Raw genomic sequence first — 19,720 nt, 5'->3', positions numbered from 1 at the left:
GTAGGGCACTCCAATGCAGTCGTTCGAGCCACGTAGCTTCCAGGCCTCAGTGACCGAAAACTGGCCTGGACCACCCGCTCGCATTGTTGCAGGCAACGGCAGCAACCGCTGCATAACGGCCGTTCTATTTATTCTGATTCGATGGTGGGACGGGCTAGGCAGGGTTACGTGCAATATTCTGAATCTTGTCACGTTGCTTTTTCCACTCCCATGGAATGGGGTTTGTGTTCAGCCAATTCATTGTCAATCCCTCTGGCTGGCGACCTCGAAGAATTCCTTCAACGATTTCCGGATCGAGCAACGTTAGCCGCAGGATCTCGTTGACCGTCGCCAGGTCCATGTTCTCTTTTTGTGCAATTTCGGTACCACTGTGAACGATGCCTCGATCGAGCAAGCGTTGCCAGTGGAACGCTTTCGCGAGTGCATTCATCAAGGTCGTATCAGGCAGGGGCTCATGAGTTGCGGTCACTTTCATTGCGTCCTCCACCGTAGTAACAACGCTGCGTCCTGATCGTTTGGCGAACTTCAACGGAATGAAGGTGCTGATTTGCTTGTCACGGTCAGACGTCGTGACTGGCGTTCCGGTCAAATAGAAATAGTTCATGCCTCTTCCAGCTCGATTAGTTCGCTGCCGACAGTGTTTCGGGGCGGAGTGCCCATGAGAGCACCCCAGGCCTCGTAGCGCCACTGCAGGTCGATGCCGTCCGGGCTAACGGTGACTCTCTTGATCAGCGTTCGAACAATGTCTTGCTTGGCTTGTGTGGCCAATTTGTTCCAAATCGTGGCAGTGTTTTTGAAGAACAGCACCATAGCCTCCGGCTCGGTGAGTTCGGGGTTGATGGCGGTGATCTGTTTCCAGAATTGATACACCATCTGGCCAGATCGCAGGATTTCCAGAACCTGCTCCATCACCGCTTTCTCCATTTGACCGGCTGGCAGGTTGCTATACGCCACAGTACCCGCACCCATATTCTGATTTTTATTGACCACGTAGTAGCGATACACATTTCCACTGGGCTTGCGCGTGGCCGTTGGCAGATAGAGATCTCCGTCTTCCGTGAAGACCATGCCGCGCAGCAAAAAGCCGTATTGGCATTTTTGTCTCCACGTTTCGCTGGCACGATCGCGACTGCTCTCGGCCATGATGGCTTGCACCTGTTCCCATGTCGGTTTATCGATCAGCGCCTCATGTTGTCCCTGGAAATATTCACCTTTGTGGCCAAGCTCACCTAAGTACATCCGGTTGTGGAGGATCTTGTAAAGGGTTTGCTTACTCAGAGACTTCCCGTTTTTGCTTTTGGCCCCTTGTTCGGCAAGCTGTTTGACCATCTTGGTGGTCGACCGCGATGAGATGAAGGATTCGAAAATCTGGCGAACCAGTTGCGCTTCTTCTGATACCACCACCAGTTGTCGAGATTCCACCCGATAGCCAAGTGGCACTGGGCCACCCATCCACAAGCCTTTGCGCTTTGATGCGGCAATCTTGTCGCGGATGCGTTCCCCGGTGACCTCGCGTTCAAATTGGGCAAAGGACAGCAGAACGTTGAGCATCAGCCTGCCCATCGACGTGGCCGAATTGATTTGCTGCGTAACGGAGCTGAAGCTGACCTTGTGCTGATCAAATACTTCGACCATCTTGGCAAAGTCTGCCAATGATCGTGAGAGGCGGTCGATCTTGTAGACCACCACGATGTCGATCTTGCCGTTTTGGATGTCTCGCATCAGACGCTTGAGACCGGGGCGCTCCATGTTGCCGCCAGAAAACCCTGGATCCTCGTAGTGGTCGTCCACCCGAGTCCAACCCTCTGCGCGTTGGCTGGCAATGAATGCAGCACCTGCTTCGCGTTGTGCATCGATTGAGTTGAAGGTTTGATCCAGGCGTTCATCCGAAGAGACGCGGCAGTACACGGCGCACCGCTTCACGGTTGCCTGTTCAATCACAGCGTTCATGCCTTCTTACCTTTCAACCCGAAGAAAGCTGGTCCCGACCATTGGGTGCCGGTGATCAGTTTGGCAATCGCTGACAAGCTCTTGTAATTTTTGCCATCGAACTCATAAAGCCCATTCGGCAGGACCATGACCCTGTATTGTTCACCCGCAAAGTCACGGAGCAAAGTGGTACCTGGCAGGACTGCATGCGTGGGGGCTGAGCCAGATTTGATGGCGGAAAGTCTCTCGCCGTAGTCGGCCAGCATGGCGCGGGTTGTTTCTGGCATGGCACCATAGGCTATTTCTTGCAATTTGTAGGCAAGCCTCGACTCAATGAATTTTCGGTTCGGGTGTGATGGCCGGTGTGGGAAATACCGGTCCCATAGTGTCCATAGCTCGGACATTTTTTGAGTCGAGAGTTCTGCGATTTGTTCAGATATTTGGCCCGCACGAATGCTCGCATGGGTTGATGGTGCAGTGGTTTTCAAGGCTGTGATTCCAGATGGATAGACGGGTTTGCATTGACGCTCTGGTGGGCATGGAAGTCGAGAAACTTGTCTTGATCAGTGGCATATACCCAACTGCTGTGCGCCTGTGCGAGTTCTTGGTGTTGGTCGACGACCGCCTGTGCGATCAGGTGCGCGATTTGCGAGAGGGAGAGGTACCCACTTTTCTCGGCCGGGTTGCCTTGGACTGGGGTTTGAAAGTGGTTCATCGAGGTGCTTTGATTGATCAAATCTGACCTCGGAAATCGTAGCCAAAACACCCAAATTCGAGTCGTTGTTTTAGAGGCCCATCAACGCGCTTGAGAGCACAAACCCGCATGAATCCTGGCTTTTTCTGAAACCTCCCAGCAACCATGCGGCCCGGAGCGACGGTTTTGACAGATTTCTGAAAAGCTGTATATTTATCCAGCAATCCAGCGAAAACCAACATAAGCCCCAGGACGAAGGACCAGGGGTTCAGACGCCTCATTGCCCAACGAAAAACAACAAGGAGATATTCGTGAGCCGAAACCAAACCTACGCCGACATCTTGCTGAGCCTGCCTGTCGACGACACCCTCAAAACCTTCATTGAGCGCCATGCTTTGCCCATGCCCGAGGGCTGGGCATGGAGCGACACGGTCCAGACTTCAAGACGCCTGATCGGGTTGATTCAGGCGCATCCCGTGGTGGCCATGCGTGACCGCATCGTGGCGGGGCTGCATGCCTGCACGCTGCTGGCCCACCCGCTGGGCAAACAGGCCATGTTCCAAGCCGCCCATGACCGCCCGGCCGAACTGGTGGGCCTCATTGCCTGCAAGAGTGACATGCACCGGGCCTTCTGGCTGTACGTCCATCACCCGGCACTGTTCGAGGCGGCAGCGGAAATCGAATACCTGGACCACCACGGCCAGCAAGCCCAACAGCATGACCTCGGCCTCAAGCGGACCATCAAGCGTGACGAGGTGTCGATCGCAGCATTCGGTGACGCCATCAAAGGCTTCTACCAGCGGGAGCTGGGGTGCGGCGAGGTGTGTGTGGTCAATGTACTGGACCGGGCGCGCGGCACGCAGCTGATCTCCATCCATGCCAAGGACCTGGCCACGGCCAAGCTGGAGTTTGAGGGCAGCCAGTTGCAGCGGCGCGTGGGCAGCCCAAACATCCACATGGTGCTCGAGTACGCCCAAGCCACTGGTGTGGCTCGCACCATCATCCGTGGAGGGGCCAAGTACCACGCCATGCTGTGTGAGGCGTTTGCCAGGCACTTGCTTGGTGTGGATGCCGATGCCCAGCGGATCCAGACGCCACGCCTGAACCTGTCCACGCTGCGCTTGGGGCTGAACATCCCACAGGCCATCGATGACGGATTCGTTGGCTTGCAGGTCAAGAGCGTGACCGTGGTCAGCGGTTGCGGGCAGCTCAAGATGGAGTGCACAGCCAGTGCCGCCAGCGATCAGCGCTGCGTGACAGACCTCCTGCACGACTACTTCGGCGCAGAGAATCCGCTCGCACGCGGTTGGACTATCCAGGCTGCCGTGCTGAACTTCTACCTGGCGCCGATGCAGGGCAAGAGCCGCTGTCAGGTGGTCAGTGTGGAGATCACCAGCAAGGGACGATTGAACCTGCACAAGTTCGATGAGAAGCTGCGCGCCCAACTCGAGGGCTATTTGGTTCAGCTGGGTATCTTGAGGGCGCAGCAGGTGCTCAAACCCGACCGGGAGCAGGAACAGCCCCAGGCCGTGGCAACCAGCTTGTTTGAGTGAGGTGTGAATGGAGGCGACACCCAATCAGCAAGCCGTCAGCTTGGCCGCTTTGATGTTCGTGCGGGGCAGTGCATCCTTTGAGAGCAGCCTGCATGATGAGGAAATGGCAGCGCTGGAGCTTCTCAAGCAGGCGAAGGCGGTTGTGCCTGGTGTGGTCAACAGCCGCGATGCCGTCTGTGCTTTCTGCGGCATGTACCGTGGTCCGATCTTCAGGAGTGATGAAGGGCTCATGGTGCAGTGCCCGGACTGTGGGCCGTTTGCACTGGATACGGCCAGTCAGCGCATTTGGAGACTGGACGACGAATGGTTGATCCGGAAGCTACGCGGTGCGCTGGATATTTCACCGCACGCAACCACCACTCTGATCGTCGATGGGGTGTGGGACATTGGGCGGTACAAGAAGCGGCCGGTGGTGCTGGCTCGCCGCATCGATCTGGTGGAGCGCCACGGGCTGCGGATTTTTCATGGGCCTGAGCCACGCAGTCAAAGCTGGGTGATTACGCCACGGCCTTTGGTGCGGTCACCACTGGAGCCGCTGGCAGGAACGGCTACTTGGTGGCAACTTGAAGACCGGTTTGCCTTGCATGGCCTAGCAATGCGCCTGCTCGACCCGGACCAAGGTGAAAAAGCCGACGACATGCAAGACAACACTCCAAGCGTGGCTGTCCATGGGCCGTTCAGTGAAGACTTCGCTTGGGTGCATCTTCAGGGGTGGCCACATGGCCCCATTCACTTGACCGATGCACAGACCCGGGTGTTTACCGCCCTGTGGGAGCACCGTGGCCGGGCCCAATCATCGGAATTCATCATGCGTGCTGCAGGGCTTGACAGCGAAAAGCCCATGGATGTGTTCAAAGTGAAGGCCGCAAACCGGGGTGACCCGGTGTACGAGGGACCTTTGCAAGCCTATGAACAGTTGGTCAAGCGACAACGCAGACTGGGTCTGTATCGGCTGGACTGGGCGGGGATGTGATCCCTTGGGGATTGGAATCTAACAAAAAATCAAACATCTAACATTGACGATGTTAGATAAGAATTTTTATGTTGGATGACCCAGGCGTGCACAGAGGATGTGAAGCGAATAGCCGTCGTGATGGCTTCACCATCTCTGGAATACGTCATCCCTTGGAGCTGTTCTTGTCCTCTCGCTTTGGCGACCATTCATTCATCTCTTGAGCGATGAACTCGGCCAATGGCGTGATTTGGCCTTTGACACTCGCTGCTTCCAGTGCCTTCATGTAGACATCTCGGCGGCTCATCCTAATCACAGTCCATGGGTAACCGCCAGATGCCAGCAGTGTGTTCATCAGGAAGCGACCGACGCGGCCGTTGCCATCGAAGTACGGATGTATGAAGACGAAGAGGTGGTGCCCAAGCACGGCGCGAACGCTGGCCTCAGGTTCTGCTTCGAGCAAGTCCCACAGCGTTTCCAGTGAATCCAGCAAGGCATCACTGGGCAGCGGTGTGTGCATCGAGTTGCGGATAAAAATCGGACCACGTCGATAACCAGTGAGCTGACCGGCTTCGACGATGCCTGCAGTCACAGATGCGCCGAACAGTTCGGCATACCACTCGTGGTGATCTCGCTTGACTACAAGACCGGCGTTGTCCTTCGCCAGTACCTTGCCAATGCTTTCCTTGACTGCCTGGAAGGCCTGGTAATAGCCCCTTGCTGCCAACGCGTCTCTGGTTCTGTTGTGTTCTGGGTCGCCATCTGGATTCCAGTCGCCGCTGGCCACGCGCTCGATCAGCTCGTCAGTGACGCGATAGCCTTCGATGGACAGAGAGTTGTAGGCGTCAGAGACGTAGCGCTCGTCGACCTGTGCCAGATAGTCGGCGCCCTGTTTCTTGATGCCTGGTGCGGGAGGGAAGACTTTGATCACATCCTGGCGCCATCCGGCCCACATCGATCGCAGGCGCAGCACATAGGGGGAACGCTCCTTGCTCGGCGTAATGGTGGGCTCCGCCAATTCAAAGGGGTTGACCAGTTTGAGCGTGATCCTGAGCTTGGCGAAAGCCTTCTGGATGTGCTCGGCCTCGTCAGGGCGTTTGACAAAGTTGAATGCAGCTGCCAACCTGCCTGCTGCCGTCACCATCTTGTCGCCAGCCAGCAGCGTCGGCAGCAATTCGGAGGCATGACGAATGGTGGCCAGAGCGATCTCGGCCTCACGTGGGTTGTTCACGAAGAACGAAGGTCCGACCAGGCACAAAGCCTCAGCAACGGGCCAGACTTGCAGGCCACGGACTGCTACGCGTGCACTGGGAACCCGGTTTTTTTCTGGATAGACAAGCAGTGAGGTGTCGAAGGGTAAATCCACCTTGGCTGTACCGCTGTCGATCGTGACGCATGTGACTTGTCTGGGTACGGTGGTGTTGCCCGTGTGGAGCATCAGTGATGTCTCAGGATTCAAGCAGTACCGCTTGCCAAAGCGCTTGCCCAGGTAGCCTGAAACGAAGGCCCAAAAAGATGCATACCACGCTGTGGTGTCTGCATCGTTGTCGCTGGGGCTGCTGCAGATGTACCACCCCTTCATCACGGGCTTTAAAAATCCTGTTTCGACCAACAGGACGCGCTGTTCGTCGTCCTTGAGGTCCGAGGCTTCAACAACGCCGTCGTGCTTTTCCTGAAGCCGCTTGAGGGTTTTCAGTGCAGCTACGAGCGTCGGATTGCCCTTGGACTTGCCACGTGATGTGTTCATAAATTTACTTTGGTATTTCAGCGAAAGTTACTTTACCATTGATCTGAAATTTACTTTGCTATTTCATTGAAAAATACTTTGTTATTGTCTTAAAAATTACTTTGCTATTTGGTTCAAATTCTCTCCTTGCCAGAGGGGGCAGTCCGGGGTATGGGCGTCACTTCTATGCATCGTTTCGCCGCCGCTGCTGGCTTGGCAGAATGGATTGGGTTGCCATCAAAACGCGCCCGATTCCGGTGTTTTTCGGGGCTTGCGTACACGCTGGGGCAATTTCTCGTCCATCAGAGTCAGGCCGATGGTGTCCTGAGAGGTGTCGAGTAACTGATCGAGCTTGCCAAGTTCACCGAACACCTGCATGGCTCTTGCAAAATGAACCAGTGCAGTTCCGGGGTGGCCCGCTTCCATGCGGCGCACGGTGTGGCTGGACGTGCCAATGCGTTCAGCCAGATCCTGCTGCGTCAGGTGCCTGCGGCGACGTGCAAGCGAGATCGCCTGCCCAAGGCGATTGAGGCTGCGCACGACGGGCAAAGGCGCAGGGGATGAGGTTTTCATATAAACGGTGTTTTAAAGTGGCTTATGAAGCATAGTGGTGCATATATTAGTGATTAATGTGATTTTCTTGGTGTGAGGGAGTCCAGGCTGGGATTAAGGAACTGGAGATATCGCCAAAGTTCCTTAATCAGTTCCTTATCAGTTCCCCATTGATTTCCTGAAATAGCAGCGTTGTCCCCCAACTCTTCGAAAGGAGTTACCAATGCTGCTTGCAACACCAGCAATCGAGGCGCCAGTTTTCCTGAGCGCTACTTCCCCTGAATCCACCATGCCCAAGCAGCTGGTGCTGACCGAGGCTGACCTGGCCTCCCGATGGGCCATGAGCCCTAAAACCCTGCAGCGCTGGCGTATGACTGGCACAGGGCCAACCTATCTCAAGCTCGGCAAACGGGTGAGTTACCCCCTTAACGCCGTGATCGCCTTCGAGAACTGCGTCCAGCATGTCTCGACGTCCAAGCGCATCCCCGGGAAGGCAGGTGCGGCATGAACCACCTGCAATTGCAGCAAGCTGCGCTGCCTGACCTCTCCGTGAGCCAAATCAGCCGTCTGCCCAAAGACCAGTTGGCCCATTTCAGCAACGCGGTGCAGCAGCTTAATGACTGGACGGTGCAGATGCGCGGCCGGATCAACCGGGCCATGGAAATCCGCTACGCCGACCAGATCCGCCATGCCGAATGCCTTGGCCAGGAGGAGGCGGCCAGGTTCCGCATCGATGACGGTGACCTGCAGATCGATGTCTCTCAGCCCAAAGAAATCGTCTGGGACCAGCAGCACCTGTCCCAGATCGCTGAGCGGATGGTGGTGGCCGGTGACCGGGTGCAGGACTTCATGCAAGTCCAGTTCTCGGTGAGCGAGCAGGACTACGCCCGTTGGCACCCACTGCTGCGCGCGGCCTTTCAGCCAGCCCGCAAAGAACTGATCACCGAACCCACCTTCCAGATTCGCTGGGTCGGCGAAGTTCAGCTTTGAGCGGACGGCCCTTCGGACAAACCAGAACACAACCCCCACACAACAGGAAAACCTTCAATGAACCACGACAGCTACAACCAGGCCGCAACCTATGGCCAATCCTCGTCCAACGGCGCACCGGGCGCTTGGTGCGACTTCAATGACGCCGATGCCCAGCAAGGCGAGTTCAACTTGATCCCCAAGGGCGCTCAAGCTCTGGTGCGCATGGCCATCAAACCCGGCGGCTATGACGACGCCAGCCGGGGCTGGACGGGCGGCTATGCCACTGCCTCGGATGAAACTGGTGCCGTGTTCCTGTCCTGCGAGTTCGTGCTGCTCACCGGCCCGTTTGCCAAGCGCAAGATTTGGAGCAATGTCGGTCTGCACTCCAACAAGGGCCCGACCTGGGCACAGATGGGGCGCAGCTTCATCAAGGCTGTGCTCAACAGTTCGCGGAACATCCATCCCGATGACGGCTCCCCAGAGGCGCAGCGTGCTCGCCAGATCCGCAGCTTCGGTGATCTCGACGGTGCCGAATTCGCAGCCCGGATCGGCATTGAAAAGGATGGCCAGGGCGAGTACCGCAACATCATCCGACTTGTGATCGAGCCCGATCACAAGGAATATGCCGATCTGATGCAGGCCAAGTTGCAACGAGATGGTGGCACGGGCGGGGGCTCTGGTGGGACCCCAGCGATGGCCTCTCCTGCATCAGCCGCACCAACCCCCCAGTCAGGGGCCAGCTACACCCCTCGTCCAGGCAATGCGCAGACTCGGCCTGCATGGGCGCAGTGATGGCGGCCGTGCATGAAATGCTGGGTGTGTTCCCGTCAGGCCAAAGGCTTCGGTCATGTGGATCTGCGCTTCAAGGTGGGGCACCCCAAGCGGTACCCCATCGACTGGATCTTTTGCTCACTGCGCTGTCAGGCCTGTTTCCACCGGCTGTACGCAGCCGGTGTGCGGGCACTCGAGCGCGAGGGCACTTTGCCGACGGGAGCTGGCGTGATTGATCCATCGGAAGCCGAACTGGCTGCCATGCAGCAATGCCTCAAGCCACTGGGTGAGGCCGCCGGTGAAATCGGTATGGACCGACCACTGTCGAGCTACACCCAGCAAGAGGCCCTGCGGCTGATCAATGCCGTGGTCACGACCTATGTCGAGGCCATGGTCCAAGAACACGAGCGCAGCAAGTACCCACCTGTTCGCATGCAACTGGATCAATCGCCATAGATATGACTTTGAGTCGATTGTCCTGAATCCACCGCAGGATGCAGCGTCCTGCGGATTCCAACTTCTACCAACCAATGCGGGTGAAACAGATCACCTGCAGGGGAGACTATTTCATGAATGAACCTGAATCTTTGGCTTCGCCATTGAGCCTGAAAGCAGCGAGCGAGAACGACTTCAGCGATGAGCCGCTGCTCACAGCCAAACGTGCATCCAAGGCACTGAACCTGCCGCTGTACTACTTCACCAAAACTGCAAAGCGCAAAGCCCTGGGGTTGCCGTTCTACTGCGTCAATCGACTGGTCCGCTTCAGATTGGGTGAGCTGCACCAGTGGCAGATTGCCTATGCCCACAAGCTGCTTGAAGAACAAGACGCAGCTCTCCAAGGGGGAGGTGCGCATGCTTGATTTCAACGATACACCCACATCGAACACGCGCAGTGCAGCGGGGGATGCCTCCGATGCCAATCGAGAGAAATCCGAAATCCGAACAGCCCTCAATGACCAGCTGGCCCTCCTGGTTGTGGATATCTGGCCCTCGGGCAAGCGCCGTCAGAACAAATACCTGGTGGGCGATGTGATGGGTGGTCCCGGCGACAGCCTGGAGTTGCTGCTCTCTGGCCCCAAGGCCGGGCTGTGGACAGATCGGGCCACTGACGAGGGCGGAGACATCTTCGATCTGATCGCCCGTTACTACAGCCTCAATGTGCAGACGCAGTTCCCGCAGGTGCTGGAGAAAGCCCGGGAATGGCTCGGCCGCTTCTCGGCCATGCCGCCCAGTGCTTTGGCTGCAAGCAAGGCCAAGGCCCCAGTGGTCGATGAGCTGGGGCCGCCCACAGCCAAGTGGGACTACCAGGACGCCAGCGGCAAGCTCATTGCTGTGGTGTACCGGCATGACCCTGAGCCTGGACGCAAGGAGTTCAGACCTTGGGATGTGCGTCGCCGCAAGATGACACCGCCCGAACCACGTCCGCTGTACAACCAGCCCGGCATGCTCAAGGCCGATCAGGTGGTGCTGGTCGAAGGAGAAAAGTGCGCCCAGGCCCTGCTCGAATTCGGTGTGTGTGCCACCACGGCCATGCACGGTGCCAATGCGCCCGTTGAGAAAACCGATTGGTCGCCGCTGTCGGGCAAGCACGTCCTGATCTGGCCCGACCGGGATAAGCCCGGTTGGCTGTACGCGGACCGTGCCTCGCAGGCCATCTTGCAAGCAGGGGCTAAGTCATGCGCCATCTTGCAGCCTCCCGCAGAAAAGCCCGAAGGCTGGGATGTGGCCGATGCACTGACCGATGGCTTTGACATTGCCGGGTTTCTGGCCGTGGGCGAGCGTGTGCCGATCACGCGTGAATTCGGCGCACACGATATCGCCATGCCGATCGAGGGCATCGACTATTCCACCGAAGATGGGCTGGCTCTGGCGTTCTCGCACCAGTTCGCCGAAGACTGGCGTTACTGCGCCCCGTGGTCCAAATGGTTGGTCTGGAATGGCGTGCGCTGGAACGTGGACAAGCAGCTTTACATCATGCACCTGAGCCGCACGGTGTGCCGCAGCGCCGCCATGTTTGCAGAGACACCGCGCATGAAAGCCCGCATGGCCAGTGCAGCCACCATCTCGGCCGTAGAGCGTCTTGTGCGATCTGACCCCCGGCAAAGCGCCACTGTTGACGAGTGGGATGCCAATGCCTGGCTGCTCAACACGCCCGGCGGCATTGTGGACCTGCGAACCGGCGCGCGTGGACCGCACGACCGCGATCGCCGCATGACCAAGGTGACCACGGCCACGCCACAAGGCGAATGTCCGGTCTGGCGAAATTTCTTGGTCAACGTCACAGGTAGCGATCAAGAGCTGCAGGACTACCTCCAGCGCGTGGTGGGCTATTGCCTCACGGGCGACTTGAGCACCCACGCGCTTTTCTTCCTCTATGGCACGGGGGCAAATGGCAAGTCGGTCTTCGTGAACGTGATCTCCACGGTGCTGGGCGACTATGCGGCCAATGCGCCCATGGACACCTTCATGGAGTCGCGCACCGATCGTCACCCCACCGATCTGGCCGGTCTGCGCGGTGCCCGCTTCGTCTCGGCGACAGAAACCGAGCAGGGCAGGCGCTGGAACGAGTCCAAGATCAAGGCGATCACGGGTGGTGACGACATCACGGCGCGCCTGATGCACCAGGACTTCTTCACCTACAGGCCGCAGTTCAAGCTGCTGATTGCCGGTAACCACAAACCCGCGATCCGCAACATCGATGAGGCCATGCGCCGCCGCATGCACCTGATCCCCTTCACGATCACGGTCCCTCCAGAAAAGCGTGATCCGCTCCTGACCGAGAAGCTTCTTGCCGAGCGCGATGGGATTTTGGCTTGGGCGCTGGAGGGCTGCCTGCAGTGGAAGAAGCTGGGACTCAAGCAGCCCCAAAGCGTGGCCGAGGCGACCGAGGAGTACTTCGAGGCCGAGGACGCCATGGGCAGGTGGATCGCTGAGCGCTGCAACCAAGGGCCCAGCCACAAGGCTCTCACGGCCACGCTCTTTAACGACTGGAAGCAGTGGGCCGAGCTCAGTGGTGAGTACGTGGGCACCCAGCGCAGGTTCTCGGATGCCTTGTTGACCAGGCGTCTTGAGAAGTGGCGCAACTCCATGGGCGTGCGTGGCTATGTGGGCCTTGACCTCAAACAGCCCACCTCGCTGCCTTCGCGCGCCTACCCCTACAACGACGATTGAGAGATAAAACCAATGAAAAAGACTTTAAAAATCAAGCTGATGGCCAGTTCTCTGACACAACTGACTCTATTGAACATTTGTTCCTTACGCGTATACGCGTATACAGATAAGAGTCATAGATGTTTGAGTGCGGCAAAAGCGTCAGTCCCATTGTCAAAACCGGACAAGTCCGCTTTTGACTTCCCAGCGGCGCACCGGAATATTTCGTTTGGAGGGCAGGTATGAAGATCCCTCCAGCACGTTACCCATCGCCCCTTGGGCGCATGCAAGCCACGCCCATGGATGTCGAGGCAACCAAGCGCCAAGGATGGCGCGAGCAACACATTCTGGTCATCTCGGATGAGGACGAGCGCCTGGACTTTCTGGAGCGCCAGCTCATTCGCAGCATTGGCGAGCGGCTCTATGGTCAAAGCCATGGCCATGGCCAAGGCCAAGGCCAAGGCCAGGGCCACCCCACGGGAGGTGGCCATGGTTGAAGTCTGGACAGTCGAGACGGTGGCAGACCGATTTGTCGATGCGGCTAGAACCGCCAGGCGATTGCCACGCGTGATGGTGCAGGGCTACGCCAGCACTTGGCCCATCGTGATCCTGCCAAGTGACGCCTACCCGGATCCGCACAAGGTGTACCGATTGCCGCCCCCGTCCCCTCAGGATGTGGAGCGCATGCTCGAAGTCATGCGTTGGGTGCAGATGCTCGAGCTCGATGAGCGGCACCTCGTGTGGATGCGGGCCAAACGCTTTGACTGGGTGGAAATCAGCAAGCGCTTTGCCTGTGACCGCACCACGGCGTGGAGACGCTGGAAGCGGGACATTCAGGTGGTGGCAGATCTGCTCAATCGGCAGGCTCAGTCACTCAAAAAGTGAGGCCTGTCATCTGGAGAGGAAATTAGCGTGTTTTGGCGGTCATGCGCGGCGCTATTGACGTTCAAACGTGAATACGCGGTTTTTGGGGCCAAAACACGCTGCAACATTTCGGCGATTTGCAGCTACATTTTCATCTACGGTGGACAAACGAGTGCAGAGACAGTGATGACAGTCGCACACAGTCGATGACGCCTCGAAACTTCCCGGAAACAGTCGAAAAAAAGTTGAGAAAGAGTCAAAGACAGTCGATGACATCGACGTCTACTGACTGTTGTCCGACTCCTATCGATGAACTTCGATTTCTCCTGCTGCCTCGTACTCCGCCAGCTTTTCAAGCGGCAGGTACACAGTCGGTTTTCCCTCGCGGAGAACTTCCAGACGGCTATGAATTTCTGATCCCACTTCGTAAGTCCCAGCAACCAGCGGCGTAAAGCCTGCTCCGGATGCTGTGGCCTCAGTCGGGCTTTTGCGGGCCAGAACCCCGCGAACTACTTTGATTTGCACTGCAGAACATTCTCGTTTTGAGTGCGATTTTACCGGTCACCCCTATGAATCATCCTGAGATCCGAATGGTCCCAGTGGACGTGCTCGTCCCCTACGCACGCAATGCCCGAACCCACAGCGATGCCCAGGTGGCCCAGATCGCGGCCTCCATTACCGAGTTCGGCTGGACCAACCCGATCCTCACGGACGGTGCCAAGGGCTTGATTGCTGGCCACGGTCGCTTGATGGCTGCGCGCAAGCTCGGTCTCAAGGAGGTGCCGGTCATTGAGCTGGGGCACCTGACGCCCGAGCAGAAGAAGGCCTACATCCTGGCCGACAACCGGTTGGCCGAGAACGCTGGCTGGGATGACGATCTCTTGAAACTCGAGTTGGCCGAGCTCAAAGCGGCCGACTTCGATCTGGACCTGATGGGTTTCACCGACAAGGAGCTCGAAGAGCTGCTCAACGGCGACGAGTCAGGCGGTGGTTTGACTGAGGATGATGCAATCCCAGAAGCACCAGTAGATCCTGTTTCCAGACCTGGGGACTTGTGGATTCTCGGCAACCACCGCCTCCTTTGTGGCGACTCAACGATCCTGTCGGATGTGGAGCGCCTCATGGGTGGCCAATTGGCCGACATGGCTTTCACCGATCCGCCTTACAACGTGGACTACGGCAACAGTGCCAAGGACAAGATGCGCGGCAAAGACCGGCGCATCATGAACGACGATCTGGGTGAGGGGTTCTTTCAGTTCCTCTACGACGCCTGCTTGAATCTGCTCCTGGTCACCAAGGGTGCCTGCTACGTGTGCATGAGCTCCTCGGAGCTGCACACCCTGCAAAAGGCCTGGATCAAGGCAGGTGGCAAGTGGTCCACGTTCATCATCTGGGCCAAGAACACTTTCACGCTTGGGCGCGCGGATTACCAGCGCCAGTACGAGCCCATCCTGTATGGCTGGAAACAGGGCACGGACCACTTCTGGTGCGGCGACCGGGACCAGTCAGACATCTGGAACTACAACAAGCCCCGGGTCAATGACCTGCACCCGACCATGAAGCCGGTCGAGCTGGTCGAGCGGGCCATCAAGAATTCATCGAAGAGCCGGGACATCGTGTTGGACCTCTTTGGAGGTTCGGGCACCACCCTGATCGCCAGTGAAAAGACCGGGCGTCAGGCTCGCCTCATTGAGCTCGATCCCAAGTTCGTGGATGTGATCATCAAACGCTGGGAGGACTACACCGGCCAGCAGGCGGTGCGCGAGGACGATGGCGTGAAATTCGGTGAGCTGGCCATCAGTGCAGCTATTGCACAGGGGCAGGATGCCCCTGCGGTGGCTAGTGCCTGATCTCAGTTGCCCGAGAAATTCGGGTACAGGTCGCCACTCGTGATGTCGGCGTTGTAGGTTAGCTTGTCAAACTCGCCGCGCTCGTCAGCCAGGTACACGCCCCCGACCGATTGAATGGCCACCCCGTATTTGCGGGTGAGGGCGGTCAGTTCGGCGATGAAGCGGTCGTAGTTGTTTTCGGTTTGCGTTGTGGTGTTGATGGCTGCCATTTGGTTCTCCTTGTTGCGATGACTGTATGAACGCTCTACTTGGGGACGAAGTAAAGCGATTCATCAAATTTTTCTGATCAGTCGCGTATTGCCAACGGATTCAATGACCGACCTAGCGCTTGCCTTAAGCGGCCAGTAGTTCTTCAATGAGCTGGGCGTGAATCACAAAGCCGGTCAGGTAAGGCAAGCCCCTTGGAATGCCTGTCTCCCTTGCTGTTATGCGGCCGATTTTCCAACCCATCCATTTGGCGATGGCCTGTGCGACAGCGGCATCGATCGCAAGGCTATTGGCAAGTCCATCCTGGACTGAATCGGCGAAGTGCCTGCCTTGCTTGCTGTCCAGAAATGCCCGGACTGATTCAGGAGGTTCGCCTGTGATCTCGGCGATCTGTTGCATGGCAACAGGCCAGGCCACGCTGGCGTGACCGCCCATCGTTCCCCAGAATCCCCAGGATTCGTTTTGTGTGCTGAGCATCATGCTGTTCTCCTCAAGCGACCTGGTCTGCGATAGGGGCACCATATTGGCTACGGACGATGTCGTAAACCATCCAGGCCTTTCGCTGTTCTTTGATCTGAGCGCTGTGGATGCGGCCAAGGCACTTGCGAGTCCACAGTTGGAACACCTCAGGCTTGGACATCTGGCGCAGATGCTGCGTGGTTTGTTTGGCTTGATCGATTTGGTTCATCTTTGTGTTCTCCGTCTGGCGATGTCTGTATGAACGCTCTACTTGGGGATGAAGTAAAGCGATTCATCTAATCTTTCTGATCAGTTGCTTATTTGTGACTGATCAGCCCAGACGCGCGAGGTAGCGAACGCTGTCTCCTCCGGATGGATCGATAAACAAGTAGGGGCGGCCAGGTGCGCGCACCATCACGCACAACCGGCCATCCCAGTAATCGCCTCCCTTGTCCGTGAGTTTCATTGCTTGCCTTTCGATGTTGTTGATGTGTTTTTTGCTGCTTCGATCCCCGCGGCGTAAGCAGCCTCCAATGCGCCCTTGATCGACCAGACTGCGACGTCGTGGAAGTCCAGGCGATCACGGTTCTGGGTCTCCAGCGTTTCGATGAACAAGTGCTCTTTGGCGATCTGCTCCAGCAGCTTGTTCAGGTACTTGTTTTGTTTCATTGGGTGATTCCTTTCGTTAATCCAATGTGATGGATTGACGCTCTGAATCAAGATGAAGCCAAGTCAATTTTTCGAGCTGTCGCTTATTCCTTGAAAGCCGATTGAGATGCCGCGAAGTGCGCCTACTCCATGCAGATATCCGGGTTGCGCGCAGGTGCTGAACGTGCCCGGCTACTGCACCCATCACCAGCCCCAAGTGCACCGTGAGTACGGGCGTGCGCGGCGTGGGTTCGATACCGAGCTGGGCTTCTATCAATCGGCCAGATGGCGCAACACACGTGCAGCGGTGCTACGGGATAACCCGCTTTGCTGCAGGTGCCAGGCCAAGGGCGTGCTCCAGCCAGCCAAGGTGGTCGATCACATCGTTCCGGTGAAGCTTGGCGGTGAGCGCTTTGAACGCTCAAACCTGCAAAGCCTGTGCGTGCCCTGTCACAACGCCAAGACCGCCTCAGAGACGGCATCCCTGCGCAACCAGGCCCCGTCCTGAGGGGTAGGGGGGCTGAATCTCTACAGACTGGCGCCCAAGATGCGTGGGCTTGCGCAAATTTTTGTGCGTGCAAATTGAACAAGGGGGGTATCCCTCAAACCTGCGCAGCAAAGGCCGTGCATCAGATGAACATCAAACCAAGCGGGTGATTTATGGGCGGACGCAAGCCACTGCCGACTCAAGTCAAGCAGATCAAGGGGACCTTGCAGCCATGCCGAACCAATTACCACGAGCCCATTCCAGAGGGCTTGTCATGCCTGAGGGGGCAAGGTTGCCTGGCGTAGAAGGCCAAAAGACTCGGCGATCATCCGTCTGGATCAAGGTAGAGAGTCTGCAGATCACTCCTGAAGATCTGCACGTCCGATTTCAACACGTCGATTTTCCTGAGAGGTCGGATCTTGGCTATTTCGCAGAGTTGACGCACCATGGCCTTCGGGCCGTAACATGGCTGGATCAGCACCACGTTCAACAAGAAAACGCTTGACTTCCTCTGCACGACGTTGAGACAGAGCCAAGTTGGCTTCGGCAGATCCTGAAGCATCGGCATGGCCCTCAATGCGAACAAGCTTGTTGTTTCCTCGCTTGTTGCGAAGAACCTCTGCAAAAACCTCGAGTTGCGATTTCAAGCCATCGGGTAAGGTCGCAGAACCTAAACGAAAGCTGGTGGTGGGTAGTGAATACCGAACGGCAGGGCGGAAGCCCATGCACTTGAAGCCAGCGGTTTTGAGTTGCTCACACGCATCTTCTGGAAATAATCCTTCAGCCACAGATTGCGCATCGAGTGGACTGTTGCCTATTTCTACAACATCTGAAGCCTTGAGTCGGGACAACGGCTCTGCCATTGCGCAGCCAAATGTCAGAGGCAAAACAAAAAACATTAATTTCTGCAATATGGAATAACTGACGGGAAATGGCTTCATGGGATCCTCCAAATTCAGCATTTAACTTGAGTGTTGATTTTCCAAAAAAACGCGCAGCTTTGAAAAAAGAGTGTTGAAAAACTACGGGATGTCCTTGATAAAACTATAGGCCTCTTATGAAGAATCCTTCACGCCCTTTGAGGCGAATTTCTGAGTTGATGGGGTTTGCTTTAAAAATCTGCTGCTCTTTTTGACGGTCATTTTTTGACGGTTTTCTGATGTGGACTGAATTAGAGTGCGAGCCAGAAATGAATTTGAAAAATTCATGGCGCATGGCCAAAGCAAACCTTTGCGAATCACCGGAAAAAACGCCAGATGATTGACTTGGAGGACATCAACGCAAGGACAAAGATCTGGTGCGAAAGTCCGGTCAGCACGGACGCGCCTTGTGGTTCAGATCTTGAGTACGACAACGATTTCTTGGCATTGATTCAGGCTGCCGCAGGCAAGGCTGAAACCCAGTTTGCACCAGCAGAGTCACCCGATTGGTCGGCCGTGGTGCAGATGGCCGAGGCCATTCTGGACAGGTCAAGAGACTTGCGTGTGGCGGTGATGTGGGGGCGCGGGATGGTTCGCCTTCATGGCTGGCCAGCCATCGCCCCTGGTTTGGCGCTGATCCAGGGTTTGATGGCCGAGCAGTGGGACCATGTTCATCCCTTGCCAGACCCAGATGATGGCGATCTTTACGGGAGAGTCAACGCCCTCAGCATTCTGGCGGACGTCGAAGGCCTGCTGGGTGATCTGCGTGTGGCGCGCATTTTTGCTGACCGTTCGATGGGTGAAATCACAGGGCGCTCTGTTGAGGTGGCTGTTGGCTTGTCGTCTGCCTACGAAGGTGATCCGGATATTTCTTCTGCCGTGCTGGGGCGCATGTTGGCCGATGCCGTGCGCAAAGCACCTGAGGTGCGCAGTTGGTGCGAACAAGCCCAAGCTGCCGCGCATGCACTGGTGCATGAGATGCAAGAGCGGCTGGGGGATGATGCACCGCCGCTGGATCCTGTGCTGTCGTTGTTGAAAGCGGTGACGGCCCTGCTGCCGTCCCGGGACGATGACATGGCCGAGGATGCCGTCAACGGCAATCACGCCGTTGAAGACGGCGGCGAGCCGATTGCGCGAGCAGGACAAGGCTTGTCAGGCAGTGTCCGTTCGCGCGAAGAGGCGATCCGTGCGATCGATCTGGTGTGCGAATTTCTCGAACGCACCGAACCTTCCAATCCAGCCCCCCTGTACTTGCGGCGTGGACGTGAGTTGATCAGTCACAACTTCCTGCAACTGATGAAGATCCTGGCACCCGAGGCCCTGAGCGAGGTAGCCCGAGTGGTGGGGGTGGACCCCGATTCCATTGAACTGCCGGGTTCGTCATGGCAAGAGTGATGCCCTCATAACCTTCCTCAACAGACCCGTGCACTTGGTGCGGTTCCTCCAACTTCCAAAGGAGTTTTCATGAGCAGTAGCCAGAAATTCATCGCTCGCAACCGGGCGCCACGCGTACAAATCGAATACGACGTCGAGCTTTATGGGGCCGAGAAAAAGGTCCAGCTTCCCTTTGTGATGGGGGTGCTGGCCGACTTGTCGGGTCAGCCTGCCGACCCACTGGCACCGGTGGCGGACCGCAAGTTCCTGGAGGTCGATGTCGACAACTTTGACGCCCGCATGAAGGCCATGAAGCCGCGGGTGGCCATGCAGGTGCCCAACACACTGACCGGCGAAGGCAATTTGAGTGTCGACATCACTTTCGAAAACATGGACGATTTTTCGCCTGATGCGGTGGCCCGCAAAGTGGACTCTCTGGCCAAGCTGCTGGAGGCACGCCAGCAGCTGGCCAATTTGGTCACCTACATGGACGGCAAAGGCGGGGCCGAAGAGCTCATCGGGAAGCTGATGAACGACCCCGCACTTTTGGCCTCGCTGGCTGCATCAGCCAAGTCAGACGCTGTTTGATTTTCAATTTCTTCCACCATCACT

The 19,720-nt window shown here is 57.1% G+C and carries 25 protein-coding genes; 14 read left to right on the top strand and 11 right to left on the bottom strand.

The genetic code is table 11. The annotated features are described in order from the left end of the window. Positions 1–154 precede the first annotated feature (154 nt). From ACHEXK_RS10250 to ACHEXK_RS10235, 4 genes are read right to left on the bottom strand one after another with little or no spacing between them, the layout of a single operon-like run. Positions 155–604, bottom strand: a complete 450-nt coding sequence (locus ACHEXK_RS10250; RefSeq protein ID WP_416545852.1) for a hypothetical protein — start codon at positions 602–604, stop codon at positions 155–157. Next, complete coding sequence (locus ACHEXK_RS10245; protein WP_416545850.1) at positions 601–1,950, bottom strand: recombinase family protein; 1,350 nt, start codon at positions 1,948–1,950, stop codon at positions 601–603. The genes ACHEXK_RS10250 and ACHEXK_RS10245 overlap by 4 nt, the downstream gene beginning before the upstream one ends. Then, positions 1,947–2,417 carry a DUF2924 domain-containing protein gene (locus ACHEXK_RS10240; RefSeq protein ID WP_416545848.1) on the bottom strand — a complete coding sequence of 157 codons (471 nt, stop codon included), beginning with the start codon at positions 2,415–2,417 and terminating at the stop codon, positions 1,947–1,949. The genes ACHEXK_RS10245 and ACHEXK_RS10240 overlap by 4 nt, the downstream gene beginning before the upstream one ends. Further along, the gene (locus tag ACHEXK_RS10235; protein ID WP_416545846.1) at positions 2,414–2,644 is read right to left on the bottom strand and encodes a hypothetical protein; all 231 of its coding nucleotides are present in this window, start codon (positions 2,642–2,644) and stop codon (positions 2,414–2,416) included. The genes ACHEXK_RS10240 and ACHEXK_RS10235 overlap by 4 nt, the downstream gene beginning before the upstream one ends. 290 nt (positions 2,645–2,934) lie before the next feature. On the opposite strand from ACHEXK_RS10235, the gene ACHEXK_RS10230 reads away from it, so the two are divergent. Together ACHEXK_RS10230 and ACHEXK_RS10225 are read left to right on the top strand one after the other, a co-directional pair. Beyond that, on the top strand, positions 2,935–4,176 hold the full coding sequence (locus ACHEXK_RS10230; protein WP_416545844.1) for a hypothetical protein: 1,242 nt from the start codon (positions 2,935–2,937) through the stop codon (positions 4,174–4,176). A gap of 40 nt (positions 4,177–4,216) precedes the next feature. After that, positions 4,217–5,149: a hypothetical protein gene (locus ACHEXK_RS10225; RefSeq protein WP_416545842.1), complete on the top strand. Its 933-nt coding sequence runs from the start codon at positions 4,217–4,219 to the stop codon at positions 5,147–5,149. A gap of 145 nt (positions 5,150–5,294) precedes the next feature. On the opposite strand, the gene ACHEXK_RS10220 is transcribed toward ACHEXK_RS10225, so the two are convergent. Continuing rightward, positions 5,295–6,875 (bottom strand): Fic family protein, encoded by a 1,581-nt coding sequence (locus ACHEXK_RS10220; protein WP_416545840.1) that lies wholly within the window; start codon positions 6,873–6,875, stop codon positions 5,295–5,297. A gap of 216 nt (positions 6,876–7,091) precedes the next feature. Then, complete coding sequence (locus ACHEXK_RS10215; RefSeq protein ID WP_416545838.1) at positions 7,092–7,427, bottom strand: helix-turn-helix transcriptional regulator; 336 nt, start codon at positions 7,425–7,427, stop codon at positions 7,092–7,094. A 202-nt stretch (positions 7,428–7,629) separates the two neighbouring features. Here ACHEXK_RS10215 and ACHEXK_RS10210 point away from each other — a divergent pair, with 202 nt between their 5' ends. From ACHEXK_RS10210 to ACHEXK_RS10170, 9 genes are all read left to right on the top strand, one after another. After that, positions 7,630–7,914 carry a helix-turn-helix transcriptional regulator gene (locus tag ACHEXK_RS10210; RefSeq protein ID WP_416545836.1) on the top strand — a complete coding sequence of 95 codons (285 nt, stop codon included), beginning with the start codon at positions 7,630–7,632 and terminating at the stop codon, positions 7,912–7,914. Then, positions 7,911–8,396: a hypothetical protein gene (locus tag ACHEXK_RS10205; RefSeq protein ID WP_416545834.1), complete on the top strand. Its 486-nt coding sequence runs from the start codon at positions 7,911–7,913 to the stop codon at positions 8,394–8,396. Before ACHEXK_RS10210 ends, ACHEXK_RS10205 begins: the two co-directional genes overlap by 4 nt. Before the next feature lie 57 nt (positions 8,397–8,453). Then, entirely contained in the window at positions 8,454–9,170 is a 717-nt protein-coding gene (locus ACHEXK_RS10200) for a hypothetical protein (RefSeq protein ID WP_416545833.1), read from the top strand. A gap of 24 nt (positions 9,171–9,194) precedes the next feature. Beyond that, a complete protein-coding gene (locus ACHEXK_RS10195; protein ID WP_416545831.1) occupies positions 9,195–9,605 on the top strand; it encodes a DUF6511 domain-containing protein in 411 nt (136 codons plus the stop codon). A 113-nt stretch (positions 9,606–9,718) separates the two neighbouring features. Further along, the gene (locus ACHEXK_RS10190) at positions 9,719–10,009 is read left to right on the top strand and encodes a DNA-binding protein (protein WP_416545829.1); all 291 of its coding nucleotides are present in this window, start codon (positions 9,719–9,721) and stop codon (positions 10,007–10,009) included. Then, a complete protein-coding gene (locus ACHEXK_RS10185) occupies positions 10,002–12,320 on the top strand; it encodes a phage/plasmid primase, P4 family (RefSeq protein WP_416545827.1) in 2,319 nt (772 codons plus the stop codon). The genes ACHEXK_RS10190 and ACHEXK_RS10185 overlap by 8 nt, the downstream gene beginning before the upstream one ends. Positions 12,321–12,541: 221 nt before the next feature. Then, positions 12,542–12,796, top strand: a complete 255-nt coding sequence (locus tag ACHEXK_RS10180) for a hypothetical protein (protein ID WP_416545825.1) — start codon at positions 12,542–12,544, stop codon at positions 12,794–12,796. Further along, complete coding sequence (locus ACHEXK_RS10175; protein ID WP_416548921.1) at positions 12,741–13,184, top strand: DUF6362 family protein; 444 nt, start codon at positions 12,741–12,743, stop codon at positions 13,182–13,184. The genes ACHEXK_RS10180 and ACHEXK_RS10175 overlap by 56 nt, the downstream gene beginning before the upstream one ends. Positions 13,185–13,732: 548 nt before the next feature. Then, positions 13,733–15,013: a site-specific DNA-methyltransferase gene (locus ACHEXK_RS10170; protein ID WP_416545823.1), complete on the top strand. Its 1,281-nt coding sequence runs from the start codon at positions 13,733–13,735 to the stop codon at positions 15,011–15,013. Between the two features lie 2 nt (positions 15,014–15,015). Here ACHEXK_RS10170 and ACHEXK_RS10165 read toward each other — a convergent pair whose 3' ends face one another. The 4 genes from ACHEXK_RS10165 to ACHEXK_RS10150 form a co-directional block, all read right to left on the bottom strand. Beyond that, positions 15,016–15,222 (bottom strand): hypothetical protein, encoded by a 207-nt coding sequence (locus ACHEXK_RS10165; RefSeq protein WP_416545822.1) that lies wholly within the window; start codon positions 15,220–15,222, stop codon positions 15,016–15,018. Between the two features lie 124 nt (positions 15,223–15,346). Beyond that, positions 15,347–15,700: a hypothetical protein gene (locus ACHEXK_RS10160; protein WP_416545820.1), complete on the bottom strand. Its 354-nt coding sequence runs from the start codon at positions 15,698–15,700 to the stop codon at positions 15,347–15,349. A 10-nt stretch (positions 15,701–15,710) separates the two neighbouring features. Beyond that, positions 15,711–15,908: a hypothetical protein gene (locus ACHEXK_RS10155; protein ID WP_416545818.1), complete on the bottom strand. Its 198-nt coding sequence runs from the start codon at positions 15,906–15,908 to the stop codon at positions 15,711–15,713. Positions 15,909–16,141: 233 nt separating this feature from the next. Further along, entirely contained in the window at positions 16,142–16,348 is a 207-nt protein-coding gene (locus ACHEXK_RS10150) for a DUF6900 domain-containing protein (RefSeq protein WP_416545816.1), read from the bottom strand. Between the two features lie 106 nt (positions 16,349–16,454). On the opposite strand from ACHEXK_RS10150, the gene ACHEXK_RS10145 reads away from it, so the two are divergent. Further along, positions 16,455–16,835, top strand: a complete 381-nt coding sequence (locus ACHEXK_RS10145; RefSeq protein ID WP_416545814.1) for an HNH endonuclease — start codon at positions 16,455–16,457, stop codon at positions 16,833–16,835. A gap of 338 nt (positions 16,836–17,173) precedes the next feature. Here ACHEXK_RS10145 and ACHEXK_RS10140 read toward each other — a convergent pair whose 3' ends face one another. Further along, the gene (locus tag ACHEXK_RS10140; RefSeq protein ID WP_416545812.1) at positions 17,174–17,755 is read right to left on the bottom strand and encodes an OmpA family protein; all 582 of its coding nucleotides are present in this window, start codon (positions 17,753–17,755) and stop codon (positions 17,174–17,176) included. A gap of 315 nt (positions 17,756–18,070) precedes the next feature. Here ACHEXK_RS10140 and tssA point away from each other — a divergent pair, with 315 nt between their 5' ends. Further along, positions 18,071–19,129, top strand: coding sequence for a type VI secretion system protein TssA (gene tssA, locus ACHEXK_RS10135; protein ID WP_416545810.1), 1,059 nt, complete (start codon positions 18,071–18,073; stop codon positions 19,127–19,129). 69 nt (positions 19,130–19,198) lie between these two features. After that, the gene (gene tssB / locus ACHEXK_RS10130; protein WP_416545808.1) at positions 19,199–19,696 is read left to right on the top strand and encodes a type VI secretion system contractile sheath small subunit; all 498 of its coding nucleotides are present in this window, start codon (positions 19,199–19,201) and stop codon (positions 19,694–19,696) included. Positions 19,697–19,720 lie beyond the last annotated feature (24 nt).

This window comes from Limnohabitans sp. DCL3 (assembly GCF_048019295.1).
Taxonomy (GTDB): Bacteria; Pseudomonadota; Gammaproteobacteria; order Burkholderiales; family Burkholderiaceae_C; genus Limnohabitans_A.
This window is presented reverse-complemented; position numbering and strand designations above follow the sequence as displayed.